The following is a 15,410-nucleotide window of genomic DNA, read 5'->3' as shown; positions in this document are numbered from 1 at the left end:
TTTTAGTAAGCGGTTACGCTTGATTGTCAAAAAAATTTCAAAGTTTCCGTGATAAAATCACTTGATTTCGCAATCGTTCCCCATTTTCGTAAATTGGTTCAGAATAATGAGTGACAAAATAATCTTGAATAATTGCTTTTTGCTGAAACTTTTTCTTCCTATAAAGATGCAGTGCTGGTGACGACAAGTCACCTGTTTTGATAAGAACCTCTTTTAATGGTGCTTGCTTGCGCATCTGTTGAAAGCTTGCCTCCAACAATTTGCCACCGATCCCTTTTCCCTCGTGGTCTGAAGCTACTGACAGATTTAAAATCTCCCATTCCGACCTTTCTTGAAAAACAATGATCCCAATAATCTTCGTTTCTGCATAAACCAAGATCTGGCTGTCAGAAAGATAGCCTTCGACCATTCCCCGATCAGGATCGGCCTCCAGCAGCAACGCCCAAGGAAGTTCCTCAGAATCCTTCAATCTTCGAATCATTTTTTCTCCCTTTAAATCATTTCTTTCTTTTATAAGTATAAACCGGTTGAATTTTATCACTGGTATTACGCTTTAGTGTAAATTTTGTGGGTACATAATCGATTCCGCCTTTGACAAATGGATGGCAACGAAGGATTCGTGCTATCCCCATCAAACTGCCCTTTAGCCCACCATGAACCCTGAGCGCCTGAAGTGTATAACCGGAACAGGTGGGATAGTAACGGCATCTAGGAGGAAACAGTGGCGAAATAAAGCGCTGATAGCCTCGTACCAATAAAATCAAAAAGCCTGTCATTTCTTCCCTTCTTTCAAAAAAACTATACCTTGTTTTCTAAAGAGAAACAAGTCCTAAACACGTTCCTTCTGAAATTCTAAACAAAAAAAGCCTCAGCTTTTAACTGAGACTTTCATCCTTTTGATTGTTAGCTCAAAATGGTTACTGTCACTTGGCGACGACCCCAGGAGTTACACTCTGCGGCTGTTGGAAAGTGGACATCAATAATATTTCCTTGAATCGCTGAACCAGTATCTACCGCATAAGCTTCCCCATAGCCTTCCACATAAAGACGAGTCCCTAAAGGAATTACGCTGGGATCTACTGCAACCGCCATTGGATTTTCTAGTAGATTTTGTCCCGTTGCTGTTACGGTTCCTCCGCCTAAAGCATCCGCCGGGTCAGAACTGTACGCAGTTGATTCCATAACCATTGTTTGACCACTTGGTTGGCTTTCTTCTGCCGCTGCTTCCTCGGCAGCCTTTGCTTCTTCCGCGGCCTGTTCTTTTGCGGCCTGTTCTGCTTTTTCCTTCGCAGCTTTTTCGGCTGCGGCTTTTTCTTTCGCTGCCTTTTCCTTTGCAGCTTTTTCTTTTGCCGCTTTTTCAGCTGCGGCTTTTTCTTTTGCTGCAATATCAGCTTTCACTGCAGCCACGGCTTCGCCATTTGCAGTCAACGCCAGTAAAGAGCTGGATAATTCTTTTGCAGAATCATTTGATACAATCTCTGTATCAATGGTTGTTTTTTCATCTTGGGTTTCAGCAGCGTATACCGGTAAAATATTTCCGATTGCTAATACGGCTGCAGTCATCATAACAGGAATTAAACGTGTCTTCATAGTTAATATTTTCCTCCTAATTTCGTACGAGATGTATCTTAGCATGGAAGAAACAGTCGTAGGTTACGAGGATATTAAGGCTCATTAACACAAATGATGAAACCCTTTTCTAAAATGTCATAAAAGAAATATTCTCAGTGCTCTTTCATGAAAATGAGAATCGTACCATAAACAAAAAGCATTATAACAGGAAAAAAACAAAAAAAATTAAAAATAAAGAAGATTATTATTCAACGACGAAACAATTCAAAAAAGGAAAATTTAGACCAATATTGACCTTCATTTTCTAAAAAATCCCTTTAAAAACGCCAATATTACATATTTTTTACAAATAAGTCAGAAGAATAAAACGATTTCTTCACAAAAAGAGCCAGACAGTAAAACTGTCTAGCCCTTTCAAAGGATAAAATTATTTCATAAAGTCAAGAATGTGCGTCCATAATTGCGGATTGAAGACCTTCAGGGGCATTCCATCACCGATGACGCCATAGCCAATCATCGTACCGACAATAAAAAGAATAAATGCCAGCAAAATGACAAGAAATATCTTGATCAACGTTGTTAAGACATACCGATTCGTCCTCATTCATGCACTTCCCTTATGCGTTTGTAACTGGAGCTTTGGCAGATGTTCCTTCCACAGCGACCCGTTCCACATTCGCACCTAATTTTTCTAATTTTTCATGGAATTTGTAGTAACCACGATCAAGGTATTTCAAATTACGAACTCGAGTTATTCCTGTTGAACGTAGCCCTAATAAAATCAACGCTGCTGCTGCGCGTAAATCTGTTGCATACACCAATGCGCCTTGCAACGCATGTCCGCCTTCGATTACTGCAATATTTCCATCGATTTTCACATGGGCATTCATTCTACGCATTTCTTCCAGATGTTGGAAACGATTTTCGAAGACTGTTTCTGTCACGATGCTCGTTCCTTCAGCCAACATTTGGATTGCAGTCATTTGTGCCTGCATGTCTGTTGGAAAACCTGGATGCGGCATCGTCTTCACATCAGTAGGTTTGATATGCTTCGGACCGATTACCCGCAAACCTTCTTCTTCCTCAATGATTTGCGCACCCATTTCAGATAATTTCGAAATCAATGGACGGTTGTGTTCAGAGATACCATCTTGAATCAAGATATTTCCTTCCGTCATCGCCGCTGCAACCATGAAGGTTCCTGCTTCAATTCGATCTTGAACGATAGAGTGGGTTACTGAATGAAGATGATCGACACCTTCGATTCGCATTTTTTCTGTCCCTGCACCATATACTCGTGCACCCATTTTATTTAAGATATTAGCCAAGTCAACGATTTCTGGTTCGCGAGCCACGTTTTCAATGACTGTCGTTCCTTTTGCTTTGACAGCTGCCATCATAATATTTTGCGTTGCACCAACACTTGGAAAATCCAAATAAATCATATTTCCAACTAATTCATCGGCAATTGCTTCGATATAACCATCTTTTTGGATAATCTTTGCACCCAACGCCTGGAATCCTTTTAAATGCAAGTCAATCGGACGTTTACCAATGGCACATCCTCCTGGCATTGCAACCTTCGCATGACCATTACGAGCCAACAATGGCCCCATAACTACGATAGAGGCCCGCATTTGACTAACCAGTTCATAAGGAGCTTCTACACTTAATGACCGTGAAGCATCAACAGTCACTCGATTTTTTTCTTCATCAAAAAAAACATCCGCATTTAGGTGATGAATAACTTCATTCATCGTTAAAACATCGGATAAAATAGGGACATTATCTAAAGTTGTAACGCCTTCTTCAGCCAGCAACGTTGCAGCCAAAATCGGCAAAACGGCATTTTTCGCACCTTCGATTTTTACTGTTCCTCGTAGTTGATTCCCGCCTTGAACAATAATTTCTTCCATTAAAATTCCCTCCAGAATATGCTCTGAGCGAATTATTTCACTCAAAATCTTTTTTATTATACCACAATTACCAACGAAAAGGACCCTTTTTAATCGATTACTGAATCATCAAAAAGAGATTTCTGACTAACGCCATCAGCTCCAAAAAAAAGGAACTTGCGCCATACCCAAGTGCAATAGCGATAAACACAAGGACCATCCGAATTTGTGTGGTATACAGCGGTTTAAAAAATGTCTCGATCCGCAATGAACGTAAAGACCAAAAAGCGAGATAAATAAATGCGAGATGACTAACGATTCGAACGATTGCATCGATTCCATAAACTTGCATTTTCTGTCTCCTTTTTCAAAAAATTTACGATAGATAAATAATAACATAAAATACGAATTAAAAAAAATACTTTTCACTTTTTCAGTCTTTAAACGGTTTTTTAAAAGTCTTTTTTGAAGAAAAACCCGAGATTCCGCGTTTTATTCAAAAAAAAAGCTTTCTAATTATTGGAATCTATCATTTTTTTATAATCTTTTCCCTCCTAGAGTAAAAATTGTTATAATAAAAAGGCACCTAAAGTGAAAGGAACTGAGTTTATGGAATTGACAAATCAAGATTTTCAGTTATTTGATCGTGAAACTTTTGCTTTCAAACAATTGAAACTTACCTATACAGAAGCTGAGATTGAACAGCTGAAAAATGAGTATAAAACGGTCTGGGATAAATGGAAGGAGGTCAATTTGGCCAGTAAGGAATTACTGACTGTCGAATTGGGAAAACCAAAAATCGAAAGTTGGACGAATGGTTGGAATTTGCGGAATCATTTCTGGTGTGCATTACGTGGCGCCGATCGACTCAAACAAGCCCCTTGTCTTGCTGTTCTTTTGAATAAAAAGAACCTGCAAATCTATTTAATGTATCAGCATTATAAGAGTGATGAAAAGCAACTCTCAAAAAAACGCTACAATCAGCTTTTAGAAGAATTAACTGATTGGAGTAAAACGATTGATGAAACAACTTATTTTATTTGGTCCAATGAAGAGTCTGAATTAAACGATCATCTTCCCTTAGCCGATTACCTTGCTTTGACACAGCGGCAACAAAAATTTACCCAAGGATTGGAAGCATCCACTTTCCAACTAGGTGTGCAACTTCCCGCTGGTGAAATCAAAAACGTCGAACAGAAAATTGCAACCTATTTAACAGAGTTGTACCCTCTTTACCAAAAATTAGTCGATTAAAATCGCAAAAAGCCTACTCACGAAAGGAAATCCCTTAGTGAGTAGGCTTTTTTAGAAATCAGCCGTGTTTTGAAACATTGATCCGATTGATTGCGCGGTGCAATGCGACTGTCGCCCGTCGTAATTGGTCGACATCTTCAACTTGCTTGGCTTCTTCAATCAGTTTTTCTGCACGTTGTTTTGCTCGTTCAGCACGAGGTACATCAATGTCCCGTTCTCGTTCGGCACTATCAGCAATAATGGAAACGATATTGTCTCGAACTTCCATAATGCCGCCATTCACTGCAATCCAGTCTACGTGCGTATCAGAATCTGTTCGCTTGACACGAACTTCATCGATTTTCAAAGGCACGATGATTGGTGCGTGTTTTGCCATGATCCCAATCTCACCGTTAGAGGTATTCGCCACAACGATTTTTGCATGGTGATCATAAACGAGTCCAGCCGGAGTTACCACATTAACTGTCAAATAGTTATCCATGGGGCACCCCTTTCTAGTAACCTAATTTCTTAGCTTTTTCAGCCGCTTCTTCGATTCGTCCTACATTTCGGAAGGCTTCTTCTGGAAGATCATCATATTTACCGTCTAAAATAGCTTTAAATCCTTTGATTGTATCGGCAACCGGAACATAAGAGCCCGGTAATCCGGTAAATTCTTCAGCCACATGGAAGTTTTGTGAAAGGAAGAATTGAATTCTCCGCGCACGAGCAACCAATGTTTTTTCTTCATCGGATAATTCGTCCATCCCTAAAATAGCGATGATGTCTTGTAATTCACGATAGCGTTGCAGTACGTGCTGTACTTCTGTCGCTACTTGATAATGCAATTCTCCAACAATTTCCGGAGCCAAAGCACCTGAAGAAGATGCCAATGGATCAACCGCAGGATAAATCCCGATTTCAGTTAATTTACGTTCCAAGTTGGTTGTTGCATCCAAATGGGCAAAAGCCGTTGCCGGTGCAGGGTCCGTATAGTCATCGGCAGGAACATAAATTGCTTGAATGGATGTAATGGAACCTTTTTTCGTTGAAGTAATCCGTTCTTGCAGTTGCCCCATTTCAGTTGCCAGCGTTGGTTGATACCCAACGGCAGATGGCATCCGACCTAGCAATGCAGAAACTTCTGAACCAGCTTGAGTAAAACGGAAAATATTATCAATAAAGAGCAGCACATCTTGGCCTTCTACATCACGGAAATATTCCGCAATCGTCAAGCCGGTCAACGCAACCCGCATCCGGGCACCAGGTGGCTCATTCATTTGTCCGAACACCATGGCGGTTTTTTCGATAACGCCGGATTCTTTCATTTCAAAGTAAAGGTCATTTCCTTCACGAGTTCGTTCCCCAACACCGGTAAACACGGAGATACCACCATGTTCTTGCGCGATATTGTGGATTAATTCTTGGATCAAAACGGTTTTACCAACACCAGCACCACCGAACAAACCAACTTTCCCACCTTTTAGATAAGGAGCAAGTAAATCAATGACCTTGATTCCTGTTTCTAAAATTTCGGTACTTGTGCTCAATTCGTCAAAATCTGGCGCTTTTTTGTGGATTCCGCTGCGTTTTGCATCTTCAGGAAATGGTTCTTCCAAATCGATCGTATTTCCTAAAACATTGAATACACGACCTAGAGTCTCTTTCCCAACTGGTACAGAAATCGAACTACCTGTGTCGATGACTTCCGTTCCCCGTTGCAAGCCGTCTGTCGATTCCATAGCGATAGTTCGGATGACACCATCGCCAAGTTCCAAGGCAGCTTCTAAAACGACTTTTGTTTTTTGTTCGTCATTCTTGTAAACAACTAATGCGTTGTTAATATCTGGTAAGGATTGATCTAACGAGAATTCCACGTCAACAACGGGACCGATTACTTGAACAATCTTGCCTGAACTCATTTGTTTTCCTCCATTCATTCTCGAAATTATTCTAGTGCGGAGGCACCGCCGACAATTTCGGTAATTTCTTGGGTAATTGCCCCTTGACGTGCGCGATTATAAGAAATCGTCAAATCATCAATAATATTTTTTGCATTATCTGTTGCTGTTTTCATTGCGGTCATTCCAGCAGCATGTTCTGCAGTTTTTGCATCAACGATCGCCCCATAGATCAAACTTTCCGCATATTGTGGAAGTAATTGGTCTAAGATGTCCTCTTTCGAAGGTTCAAACATATATTCTTGCTCATAGGTTTGTGCTTCTTCTGGATCTAAATCAGTGATGGGCAGCATTTTTTCTACCCGAAACTGACTGGTCAATGAGTTGATGTGGTGATTGTAACAAACATACAATTCATCAAAAACTTCATTTTGATACATTGTTGTTGCCATTGTCACGATTTTACGTACTTCTTCAAAGCTAGGCTGATCCGAAAGATTCCGCAATTCATAAGCAAGATTGACGCCTCGCGTTTTGAAAAAATCTGCACCTGTTCCGCCAATTGCGATCATGACATACTCATCTGGAGATTTATGGTCATCTGCCAGCATCGTCATCATTTGTTTCAAGATCGAGCTGTTATAACCGCCTACTAATCCTCCATCGGATGTAATCACGATATAACCAGTCTTTTGAACCGGACGACTGATCAGCATGCTGTTGAAATCAAGACCTTCTTTATTCGTTTCCTTATTGATGTCAGTGATTTGACTGGCAGTTAAATGGGTTACGACTTCCCGGACTTTTGAAGCATACACCTGAAATTGCTTCGAGTGAGCTTCTGATTTCGTCAATTTTGCAGCAGAGACCATTTGCATGGCGTTGGTGATTTGACTGGTCTTCTTAGTAGAAGCAATGCGTTGCTTGATTTCATTTAGAGAAGCACCCATGTTTATTCACCTCTTTACGAATGTTCGATTGTTGACATTTTTTCCTGTGCAGAAGAGGTATTCGCATTTGATGCCATAAAGATTTCTTTTGCTTCTTTGATGGCTGCATCGATGGTTTCTTCTGCTGGTAAATCTTTGGTTTCACGAATCGTTTCGAAAATATTTGGATGGTTGGCATCTAAATATTCAAAAAGTGATTCTTCAAAATCCAAAATACTTCCCACTGGAATACTGTCAATAAATCCATGTGTCAGTGCATACAAAATGATGACTTGTTTTTCAACAGCAAGTGGTGCATGCAATTTTTGTTTTAAAATTTCTACTGTTCGACGTCCACGATTTAATTTGGCTTGCGTTGCAGCATCCAAATCAGAACCAAACTGTGTGAAGGCTTCTAGTTCACGATAGCTGGCTAAGTCCAAACGCAATGTACCGGCAACTTTTTTCATTGCTTTGATTTGCGCGGAGCCCCCTACACGTGAAACGGACAATCCAGCATCTACGGCAGGTCGAACACCTGAATAGAACAAATCACTTTCTAAGAAAATTTGTCCATCTGTAATAGAAATTACGTTGGTTGGAATATAGGCAGAAATGTCTCCTGCTTGTGTTTCAACAAATGGCAAGGCAGTCATTGAACCACCGCCTAATTCATCACTCAATTTTGCAGCACGCTCCAATAGACGAGAATGCAGATAGAAAACATCCCCTGGATATGCTTCACGACCTGGTGGCCGACGTAACAGCAACGAAAGTTCACGATAAGCGACCGCTTGTTTTGACAAGTCATCAAAGACAATTAAGACATGCTTGCCGTTATACATAAATTCTTCACCCATTGCAGTACCTGCATATGGAGCGATATAAAGTAACGGTGCTGGTTGAGATGCCCCGGCAGCGACCACGATCGTATAATCCATTGCACCAAATTTGCGCAATGTTTCGACTTGTGCCCGAACCGTTGAATCCTTTTGACCGATTGCAACATAAATACAAATCATATTTTGACCTTTTTGGTTGATGATTGTATCTACAGCAATCGACGTTTTCCCGGTTTTCCGGTCACCGATGACTAACTCCCGTTGTCCACGACCGATTGGTACAAGGGCATCAATGGCTTTCAGCCCAGTTTGCATTGGTTCAGAAACGGATTTCCGTTGCATAACGCCTGGTGCTGAAGCTTCCACTGGACGTGATTTGTCCGTATTGATTGCTCCTAATCCATCAATAGGTTGTCCTAATGGATTAACGACTCGTCCAATCATCGCTTCCCCAACAGGAACTTCCATGATTTTTCCAGTTCGTTTTACTTTATCACCTTCACGAATGGTTTCAAAATCTCCAAGGATAATGATCCCGACATCGTTTGTTTCTAAGTTTTGTGCCATACCGTAAGAACCGTTTGAGAATTCAAGCAGTTCTCCACTCATGGCATTTTCAAGACCGTGAGCCCGAGCAATACCGTCTCCGACATAGGTCACGGTACCGATTTCTTCAACTGTTAATTCGCTTTGAAAATTTTTGATTTGTTCTTTGATCAAGGCACTGATTTCTTCAGCTTTGATGGCCATTCGATTCACCTCTTTACATATCTATTGTTTGCGTAATTGGGTGCGCAAACCTTCCAAACGGTTTCTGATGCTGCCATCAATGACTTGATGGTTTGCCTCAACGATCACACCGCCGATTATTTCTGGATCAACACGCTCCGTCAACTCCGCTTTTTCATAACCAAGACGCTGAGCGATTTTCACCGCTACTTGCGCTTTTTGCTTCTCAGTTAATTTTACGGCAGTCGTGATGGTTCCTGAGATCACATTTTTTGCTTCGTTATACCGACGCTCATATTCATCGATAATCAAGATAAGATCATCCATGCGATTGTAGCGGTAAACGACTTCGAGAAAATTCTTAACGATCCCATTGTATTCTTGAAGGATTTGCTCCATGATCGTACGTTTACTAGTTAAATCCAAACGGACATCACTCAGAATATTACCCAGATCCGGAATTTCTTGAAAAACATTGCGTAACGATACAAGTTCTTGATAAACAGTTTCTGACTGCTGTTCTTCGACCGCCAGTTCAAACAGCGCTCTGCCATAACGTTTACCAACTGTGAATTTATCTAGTTTCATTAGATGATCCTAGACTTTCAATGTATTGATTGATTAAAGATTCATGCATTTCAGGAGAAAGCTCTTTGTTTAATATTTTTTCAGCTATTTGCAAAGAAAGCGTCGTAACGTCGTCTTTCACCGCATTTAAAGCTGTTTCTTTTTCCAAAGAGATATCGGATTTTGCCTTTTCTTTTAGGCGGATCACTTCGTCTTTGGTTTCATTTAAAATATTTTGACGGCTCAATTCTCCACTATCTTTCGCGTTTTTGATGATTTCAGCGGCTTCTGAACGAGAACTCATCAATTGTGTCTGACGCTTCTCTTCAAGTTTAGCAGCATTAATCCGCGATTCTTCTGCTGAATCTAAATCATTGGCGATCTTATCTTCTCTTTTTTTCATTAAATCGGCTATTGCACTCCAAGCGAAGTGTTTCAACAGCGCGAGTAAAATAACGAAAGCTCCACTTACAGTGATTATATTACCAAGCATTGTATTTTGGACTTCCGCAAGTACCAGCTGATTTAGCATAAGCGTATCTCCTTGTTCATATTCAGGTAGGAAATTTTTTCAAATTTCTTTCCATTTTCACGCCGTATATCATTCCACTAGACTTCTTAAAAAAAAGTGGAACTGACATCCTTGTTCATATTCAGGTAGGAAATTTTTTCAAAATCCCTTCCACATTCCAGACGCCCTATCTCATTCCATTAAACATCATGGAAAAAGGGGGACTGACATCCTGTTCATACTTTCAGTGAAAATTGTTTTTCTTCAAAATTGTCTGTCTCAAGAATCATGCAAAAAAGCAGAACACGGATATCAAACAGTTCTGCCTCTCTTCTTAATTAACGGAAGACTAGAAGTAAAGCAACAACCACACCTAGAATAGGAACAGCTTCGACTAGCGCTACACCGATAAACATAGTTGAACGTAATTGTGTTGCCATTTCTGGTTGGCGTGCCATAGATTCAATCGTTTTAGAAATAACTTTTCCGTTACCATAACCTGCCCCGATTGCTGCTCCGACGATTGCGATACTTGCTGCGATAAAATTCATAATTTTTTTCCTCCTAATTGTAAGTCCTAGTTTATTCTTCTGCCTCAATCTTATGGCTCATAAATACCATAGATAAAGTGACGAACACGTATGCCTGAATGGCACCAATAAATAATGAGAAACCGATCCAAATCATTTCAAGAGGGATAACGAAAGGTAAAGAAATCCATCCGACTTGGTTCATCATACTTGCGATCAGGCCTAATAAAACCTCACCCGCAAAAATATTACCATAGAGACGCAATCCTAATGTGATTACGTTTGTGAATTCTTCGATAATTTTGATAGGCAGTAAAAAACTGACCGGCTTAAAATAAGAATTCGTAATATACCCTTTTAATCCAAATTTCTTTACCCCAAAGTAATGCGTTAAAGAGATCATTATCAATGCAAGAGTAAGTGTTACAAATGGATCAGCAGTTGGGCTTTTCCAAAAAGTGATCTCATCACGAGTCACGATTTTTGTCACAAGTCCAATTTCATTGGCAACAAAAACAAACAGGAACATAGTCAATGAAAGCAAGTGAAAGTTGTTGACTTCATTTCCGGGTAAGTTATCAGAAAGAATCCCGCGGACAAAGTCGATCACCCATTCAATAAAATTCTGTTTGCCTTTTGGTTTGAGCTGTAGATTTCTCGTACAGGCAAAAACTAAGACGAATACGATAATACACGTGATTGCTACCATCAAGGTCACCGTACCGTCAAACCAAATTGGACCAATATGAAACATTAGTGATTTGTCTTCCAATATTTCTCACCTCTTTTCCCACAAGTTCCAGAGACTTCTGGTTAATAATTGCTGTAATGCCAGTAGGTTGATAACCAATCGGTATCATACCACCACCACTGAAAAATTTCAAAACATTTTCAGCAAAAATTAGACAAATTTGCTCATTTGAATAATAGCATTTTCAAATAGGTATAATAAGAAAAGATAATGTATCCTCTTTCCTGAAATTGGAAGTTGATATACAAGTATCTTCTGAGTAAATGCTATCAAAAATCATCAACTTTAGAAAGCAATAACCATCAGATTTGAAAAAAACATTATAAGAATTCTATGAGAAATTTTTGAGGGCACGTTTGATCTGTCTTTCTTGATCTTTTCGTTTCAGCGTTTCCCGCTTGTCATATTGTTTCTTCCCTTTTGCTAACCCGATCAAAACTTTGGCATACCCGTCTTTGATATACACCTTCAAGGGAACGATCGTCATACCGTTGCTTTGTGTTTCTCCCACTAGCCGGGCAATCTGCTTTTTGTGAAGCAATAATTTCCGTGTGCGGAGTGGATCATGATTAAAAATATTCCCCTGTTCATAAGGGCTGATATGCACATTTGATAAAAAAGCTTCTCCATTACGAATCCGAACGAAACCGTCTTTTAAATTGATTCGGCTATTACGAATCGATTTGATTTCTGTTCCCTGCAAAACGATTCCGGCTTCCATCGTATCAACGATAGTATAGTCATGGCGTGCTTTTTTATTTTGCGCAATCAATTTTCCTTCACCTTTTGGCATAGGTCTACCTCCAGTTATTTACCTTTTTTCTTGATGCCTTTATAAAATGGCTTCTTCTTTTTCTTTCCTTTGATACTTCCTTTTGCGCCGCCACGGTTCTTATTATAAGAGCGTTCTTTTTTCTCATCACTGCCTACTTTACGCCGTTTTGGTTTTTTACGGGCTTGCTGAATTGGTTCGACTTCTTCAGCGGACAACAACTCAAAATCGATTTCCCGTGTTTCCGGATCAGCTTTCACGACTTTGACTCGTACTTTTTGCCCAATTTTAAAGGTCAAACCCGTTCGTTCTCCTACCAAGGCCAAATGATTTTCAATAAAGTGGAAGTAATCCTGCTTCAGTGCATTGATATGAATCATACCCTCAATAGTATTTGGCAGCTCGATAAAAATACCAAATTTCACGACGGAACTAATGATTCCATCGTACTCTTCATCAATATGATCCGCCATGAATTCGGCTTTTTTCATACTGTCAACTTCACGTTCCGCCTCAACTGCCCGACGTTCCATTTGAGAACTATGCACAGCAATATCCGGCAATTTTTCTGCCCATTGTTGCTGATTTTCTTCTGAGGAATCCTCTGTATAGGAACGAATCAAGCGATGAACAATCAAATCTGGGTATCGGCGAATTGGGGAAGTAAAATGCGTATAATATTCCGCCGCCAATCCGTAGTGCCCGTAATTTTCTTCGGAGTATTTGGCTTGTTGCATGCTCCGCAATAGCATGGTATTGATCACCGGTGATTCCGGCTTATCTGCAACATCTTCCACTACCTTTTGCAGATCCTTAGGTGTGATTGACCCTTTGGACTGTTTGACGACTAAACCGACTGCAGCGGCAAAATCGAAAAAGCGACGCAATTTGTCTTCTTTTGGTTCCTCGTGAATACGATAAATAAAGGGAAATTTTTGTTTGGAAAAATGTTGCGCCACTGTTTCGTTGGCTGCCAGCATAAAGGATTCAATCATCCGCTCTCCAATACCTCGTTCACGAAGAAGGATATCTAAAGGATGCCCTTTCTCATCAACCAAAACTTTTGCTTCACGATCTTCAAATGAGACAGCTCCGCGATTGGTCCGCATTGTCTCTAAAATCTGATGCAATTCTGCCATTGTTTCAAACATTGTTGTTAATTTTGCGTAGCGGGTTCGAGTTTCTTCTTTTCCTGCAAGAATCTCATTAACTGCCGTATAGGTCATCCGTTCTGCTGTTTGAATGATACTTTGGAAAATATCATAGGAAACGATTTTTCCGGCAGCATCAATCTCCATCTCACAGCTCATTGTCAGCCGAGGAACATGGGGATTCAACGAACAGATGCCATTAGAAAGCCGTTGCGGCAACATAGGGATTACACGGTCCGTCAGATAGACACTGGTTCCCCGTTCGAATGCTTCGCCATCCAACTTGCTGTCAGGAGTCACATAATAAGAAACATCCGCAATATGGACGCCTAGAAAATAATTGCCGTTTTCTAATTTGCGCACCGTAACCGCATCATCCAGATCCTTTGCATCTTCACCATCAATGGTAACGATTTGTTGATTCCGCAAATCTCGACGTTCTGGAAAATCAGCTGGATCAATTTGATCGGCGACTTGATCAGCTTCTGTCAAAACTTCTTCCGGAAATTGAGTAGGGATTCCATTGGCTACAACGATAGACAAGATATCCATTCCAGGATCATTTTTGTGTCCGATTACTCGTTTGACGATACCTTCTAAACTAGTAGCATACCCTTTTTCCGGATAATGAGAAATCTCCACAATCACAATGTTGCCGTCTACAGGGCGGACGCCTTCTGCTGCAACGTACACACTTAAGTGACTGATTTTTTTATCCTTGGGAACTACTACCCCATACAAATCGGTTTCCTTGATTTCATCTTCTGGAAACAGGGTAAATTCACCAACGACTTGTGTCATACTCCGTTGTCGAATCTCCACAACTTTTCCTTCCGCTCCCCGATCTCCAAAAGGATCTGATGGCTTCATGATATCAATTGCGACAGTATCCCCATCCATTGCGTAACCCGTTGCTTCTTTAGGAATATAAATATCCTCTTCCTCTGGATCGACCGTTACAAAGCCAAAGCCTCGTTCATTTCCTCGGAAAATCCCTTCGACTAAAATTTGTTTCTGCGGTAATTTGATTTTTCCCTTTTTAGTAAATACGAGAGTTTTTTCTCTTTCCATTTGGGCAATTGTCTGCACTAAGGCTTTAAAATCTTCCCCTTTTTGTAACTGCAGTCCTTCAGCGATTTCTTCAGCTGAAAAACTTTTTTTACTGTTTTCTTCAATAAACAGCAAAATTTTTTCTTTAATATTCTTCACTAATTTCCCTCATTCCAAGCGAGTGCTTCGATAAAGTCCAGTACATCTCGCTCAAAGTTTTTATGTACGGGATCGACAGTGATTACATGTCCACTGTTAGGGTACCATTTCAAGGTCAATTTGGTTTGCAGGAGTTGCTGAGCGGTTTGAAAGACCGTTTTCGGATCAATCATCTCGTCTTTCCCCCCCTGTGCCAAGAAAACCGGGCTATTCGTATTGACCAACTGACTTCCTGTTTGCTCACCAAATGCTTCGATGGTAGTTAATTGCTGTGCTACACCGGATTTTATTGTTGCCAGTTTGTCTGCCAATTGCGCTTCTGTAAGCTGACTATACTTGTACACTTGCTGTGCATAAGTCACAAAACTTTCCGGTACCGTATTGTTTGTTTTTAAGACTGGCGAACAAAACGCCCCACCACCAATAATTGCACGATCTTTTGTCGTCAATGCCTGCATCGCAAAAATTCCGCCCATAGATAAACCGAACACAGCAATTTGCTGATGTCCTTTCTCCTTTAAAAACGCAAGAGCTTCTAGTACATTTTCCCACCAGATCTCCGGTGATTCTTGTAAAATATCTAGCGGTTCCAGCGTACCATGTCCTTTAAACATCGGTGAATAGACCGTATACTCGTGTTTTTCTAAGAAGCGATGCAGCATCCGCACATCATTTGGGCTGCCTGAATACGCATGCAGCAGTAAAACTGCTCGTGGCCCTTTTTCACTAAAAAGTGTTTTTGGTAAATTTTGTTTTACTCCCATTTGTTCCACCTCGCAACCCCAATTTTACCATACTTTTGCTAAAGCACTCAGCTT

At 40.4% G+C, this 15,410-nt stretch carries 18 protein-coding genes; 1 reads left to right on the top strand and 17 read right to left on the bottom strand.

Features of this window, described 5'->3' with window-relative positions; all coding sequences use genetic code 11:
* Positions 1–37 precede the first annotated feature (37 nt).
* From BN1875_RS10465 to BN1875_RS10450, 6 genes are all read right to left on the bottom strand, one after another.
* The gene (locus BN1875_RS10465; RefSeq protein ID WP_048604785.1) at positions 38–481 is read right to left on the bottom strand and encodes a GNAT family N-acetyltransferase; all 444 of its coding nucleotides are present in this window, start codon (positions 479–481) and stop codon (positions 38–40) included.
* A 16-nt stretch (positions 482–497) separates the two neighbouring features.
* The gene (yidD, locus tag BN1875_RS13560; protein ID WP_082147279.1) at positions 498–776 is read right to left on the bottom strand and encodes a membrane protein insertion efficiency factor YidD; all 279 of its coding nucleotides are present in this window, start codon (positions 774–776) and stop codon (positions 498–500) included.
* 127 nt (positions 777–903) lie between these two features.
* Positions 904–1,590 carry a 3D domain-containing protein gene (locus BN1875_RS10460; RefSeq protein WP_048604784.1) on the bottom strand — a complete coding sequence of 229 codons (687 nt, stop codon included), beginning with the start codon at positions 1,588–1,590 and terminating at the stop codon, positions 904–906.
* A gap of 409 nt (positions 1,591–1,999) precedes the next feature.
* On the bottom strand, positions 2,000–2,176 hold the full coding sequence (locus tag BN1875_RS13395; protein ID WP_069959643.1) for a DNA-directed RNA polymerase subunit beta: 177 nt from the start codon (positions 2,174–2,176) through the stop codon (positions 2,000–2,002).
* A gap of 13 nt (positions 2,177–2,189) precedes the next feature.
* Complete coding sequence (gene murA / locus BN1875_RS10455; protein WP_048604783.1) at positions 2,190–3,488, bottom strand: UDP-N-acetylglucosamine 1-carboxyvinyltransferase; 1,299 nt, start codon at positions 3,486–3,488, stop codon at positions 2,190–2,192.
* Positions 3,489–3,585: 97 nt separating this feature from the next.
* Positions 3,586–3,819: a DUF1146 family protein gene (locus BN1875_RS10450; protein ID WP_048604782.1), complete on the bottom strand. Its 234-nt coding sequence runs from the start codon at positions 3,817–3,819 to the stop codon at positions 3,586–3,588.
* A 257-nt stretch (positions 3,820–4,076) separates the two neighbouring features.
* Here BN1875_RS10450 and BN1875_RS10445 point away from each other — a divergent pair, with 257 nt between their 5' ends.
* A complete protein-coding gene (locus BN1875_RS10445) occupies positions 4,077–4,721 on the top strand; it encodes an HI_0552 family protein (protein ID WP_048604781.1) in 645 nt (214 codons plus the stop codon).
* A gap of 58 nt (positions 4,722–4,779) precedes the next feature.
* Here BN1875_RS10445 and BN1875_RS10440 read toward each other — a convergent pair whose 3' ends face one another.
* From BN1875_RS10440 to BN1875_RS10390, 11 genes are all read right to left on the bottom strand, one after another.
* Entirely contained in the window at positions 4,780–5,202 is a 423-nt protein-coding gene (locus tag BN1875_RS10440; protein ID WP_048604780.1) for a F0F1 ATP synthase subunit epsilon, read from the bottom strand.
* A 13-nt stretch (positions 5,203–5,215) separates the two neighbouring features.
* Complete coding sequence (gene atpD / locus BN1875_RS10435) at positions 5,216–6,622, bottom strand: F0F1 ATP synthase subunit beta (protein ID WP_048604779.1); 1,407 nt, start codon at positions 6,620–6,622, stop codon at positions 5,216–5,218.
* A 26-nt stretch (positions 6,623–6,648) separates the two neighbouring features.
* Positions 6,649–7,551, bottom strand: coding sequence for a F0F1 ATP synthase subunit gamma (locus BN1875_RS10430; protein ID WP_048604778.1), 903 nt, complete (start codon positions 7,549–7,551; stop codon positions 6,649–6,651).
* A 14-nt stretch (positions 7,552–7,565) separates the two neighbouring features.
* Positions 7,566–9,122 carry a F0F1 ATP synthase subunit alpha gene (atpA, locus tag BN1875_RS10425; protein WP_048604777.1) on the bottom strand — a complete coding sequence of 519 codons (1,557 nt, stop codon included), beginning with the start codon at positions 9,120–9,122 and terminating at the stop codon, positions 7,566–7,568.
* Positions 9,123–9,143: 21 nt separating this feature from the next.
* Positions 9,144–9,689 (bottom strand): F0F1 ATP synthase subunit delta, encoded by a 546-nt coding sequence (locus BN1875_RS10420; RefSeq protein ID WP_048604776.1) that lies wholly within the window; start codon positions 9,687–9,689, stop codon positions 9,144–9,146.
* The gene (gene atpF / locus BN1875_RS10415) at positions 9,676–10,200 is read right to left on the bottom strand and encodes a F0F1 ATP synthase subunit B (protein WP_048604775.1); all 525 of its coding nucleotides are present in this window, start codon (positions 10,198–10,200) and stop codon (positions 9,676–9,678) included. Before atpF ends, BN1875_RS10420 begins: the two co-directional genes overlap by 14 nt.
* 317 nt (positions 10,201–10,517) lie before the next feature.
* On the bottom strand, positions 10,518–10,730 hold the full coding sequence (atpE, locus tag BN1875_RS10410) for an ATP synthase F0 subunit C (RefSeq protein ID WP_048604774.1): 213 nt from the start codon (positions 10,728–10,730) through the stop codon (positions 10,518–10,520).
* Positions 10,731–10,761: 31 nt separating this feature from the next.
* Positions 10,762–11,481, bottom strand: coding sequence for a F0F1 ATP synthase subunit A (gene atpB / locus BN1875_RS10405; RefSeq protein WP_048604773.1), 720 nt, complete (start codon positions 11,479–11,481; stop codon positions 10,762–10,764).
* A gap of 310 nt (positions 11,482–11,791) precedes the next feature.
* Positions 11,792–12,253, bottom strand: coding sequence for an SsrA-binding protein SmpB (gene smpB, locus BN1875_RS10400; protein ID WP_048604772.1), 462 nt, complete (start codon positions 12,251–12,253; stop codon positions 11,792–11,794).
* A gap of 14 nt (positions 12,254–12,267) precedes the next feature.
* Positions 12,268–14,592: a ribonuclease R gene (gene rnr / locus BN1875_RS10395; protein ID WP_048604771.1), complete on the bottom strand. Its 2,325-nt coding sequence runs from the start codon at positions 14,590–14,592 to the stop codon at positions 12,268–12,270.
* Positions 14,592–15,356, bottom strand: coding sequence for an alpha/beta hydrolase (locus tag BN1875_RS10390; protein WP_048604770.1), 765 nt, complete (start codon positions 15,354–15,356; stop codon positions 14,592–14,594). Before BN1875_RS10390 ends, rnr begins: the two co-directional genes overlap by 1 nt.
* Positions 15,357–15,410 lie beyond the last annotated feature (54 nt).

The organism is Enterococcus massiliensis (assembly GCF_001050095.1).
In the GTDB taxonomy this organism is placed as follows: domain Bacteria; phylum Bacillota; class Bacilli; order Lactobacillales; family Enterococcaceae; genus Enterococcus_C; species Enterococcus_C songbeiensis.
Note: the sequence above shows the minus strand (reverse complement) of the source record. Positions and strands in the feature narration are given on the sequence as shown.

What these genes read in the sequence shown, in the direction of transcription:
- BN1875_RS10465 (WP_048604785.1), bottom strand. Translation starts at nt 481, where the DNA reads ATGATTCGAAGATTGAAGGATTCTGAGGAACTTCCTTGGGCGTTGCTG.
- yidD (WP_082147279.1), bottom strand. Translation starts at nt 776, where the DNA reads ATGACAGGCTTTTTGATTTTATTGGTACGAGGCTATCAGCGCTTTATT.
- BN1875_RS10460 (WP_048604784.1), bottom strand. Translation starts at nt 1,590, where the DNA reads ATGAAGACACGTTTAATTCCTGTTATGATGACTGCAGCCGTATTAGCA.
- BN1875_RS13395 (WP_069959643.1), bottom strand. Translation starts at nt 2,176, where the DNA reads ATGAGGACGAATCGGTATGTCTTAACAACGTTGATCAAGATATTTCTT.
- murA (WP_048604783.1), bottom strand. Translation starts at nt 3,488, where the DNA reads ATGGAAGAAATTATTGTTCAAGGCGGGAATCAACTACGAGGAACAGTA.
- BN1875_RS10450 (WP_048604782.1), bottom strand. Translation starts at nt 3,819, where the DNA reads ATGCAAGTTTATGGAATCGATGCAATCGTTCGAATCGTTAGTCATCTC.
- BN1875_RS10445 (WP_048604781.1), top strand. Translation starts at nt 4,077, where the DNA reads ATGGAATTGACAAATCAAGATTTTCAGTTATTTGATCGTGAAACTTTT.
- BN1875_RS10440 (WP_048604780.1), bottom strand. Translation starts at nt 5,202, where the DNA reads ATGGATAACTATTTGACAGTTAATGTGGTAACTCCGGCTGGACTCGTT.
- atpD (WP_048604779.1), bottom strand. Translation starts at nt 6,622, where the DNA reads ATGAGTTCAGGCAAGATTGTTCAAGTAATCGGTCCCGTTGTTGACGTG.
- BN1875_RS10430 (WP_048604778.1), bottom strand. Translation starts at nt 7,551, where the DNA reads ATGGGTGCTTCTCTAAATGAAATCAAGCAACGCATTGCTTCTACTAAG.
- atpA (WP_048604777.1), bottom strand. Translation starts at nt 9,122, where the DNA reads ATGGCCATCAAAGCTGAAGAAATCAGTGCCTTGATCAAAGAACAAATC.
- BN1875_RS10420 (WP_048604776.1), bottom strand. Translation starts at nt 9,689, where the DNA reads ATGAAACTAGATAAATTCACAGTTGGTAAACGTTATGGCAGAGCGCTG.
- atpF (WP_048604775.1), bottom strand. Translation starts at nt 10,200, where the DNA reads ATGCTAAATCAGCTGGTACTTGCGGAAGTCCAAAATACAATGCTTGGT.
- atpE (WP_048604774.1), bottom strand. Translation starts at nt 10,730, where the DNA reads ATGAATTTTATCGCAGCAAGTATCGCAATCGTCGGAGCAGCAATCGGG.
- smpB (WP_048604772.1), bottom strand. Translation starts at nt 12,253, where the DNA reads ATGCCAAAAGGTGAAGGAAAATTGATTGCGCAAAATAAAAAAGCACGC.
- BN1875_RS10390 (WP_048604770.1), bottom strand. Translation starts at nt 15,356, where the DNA reads ATGGGAGTAAAACAAAATTTACCAAAAACACTTTTTAGTGAAAAAGGG.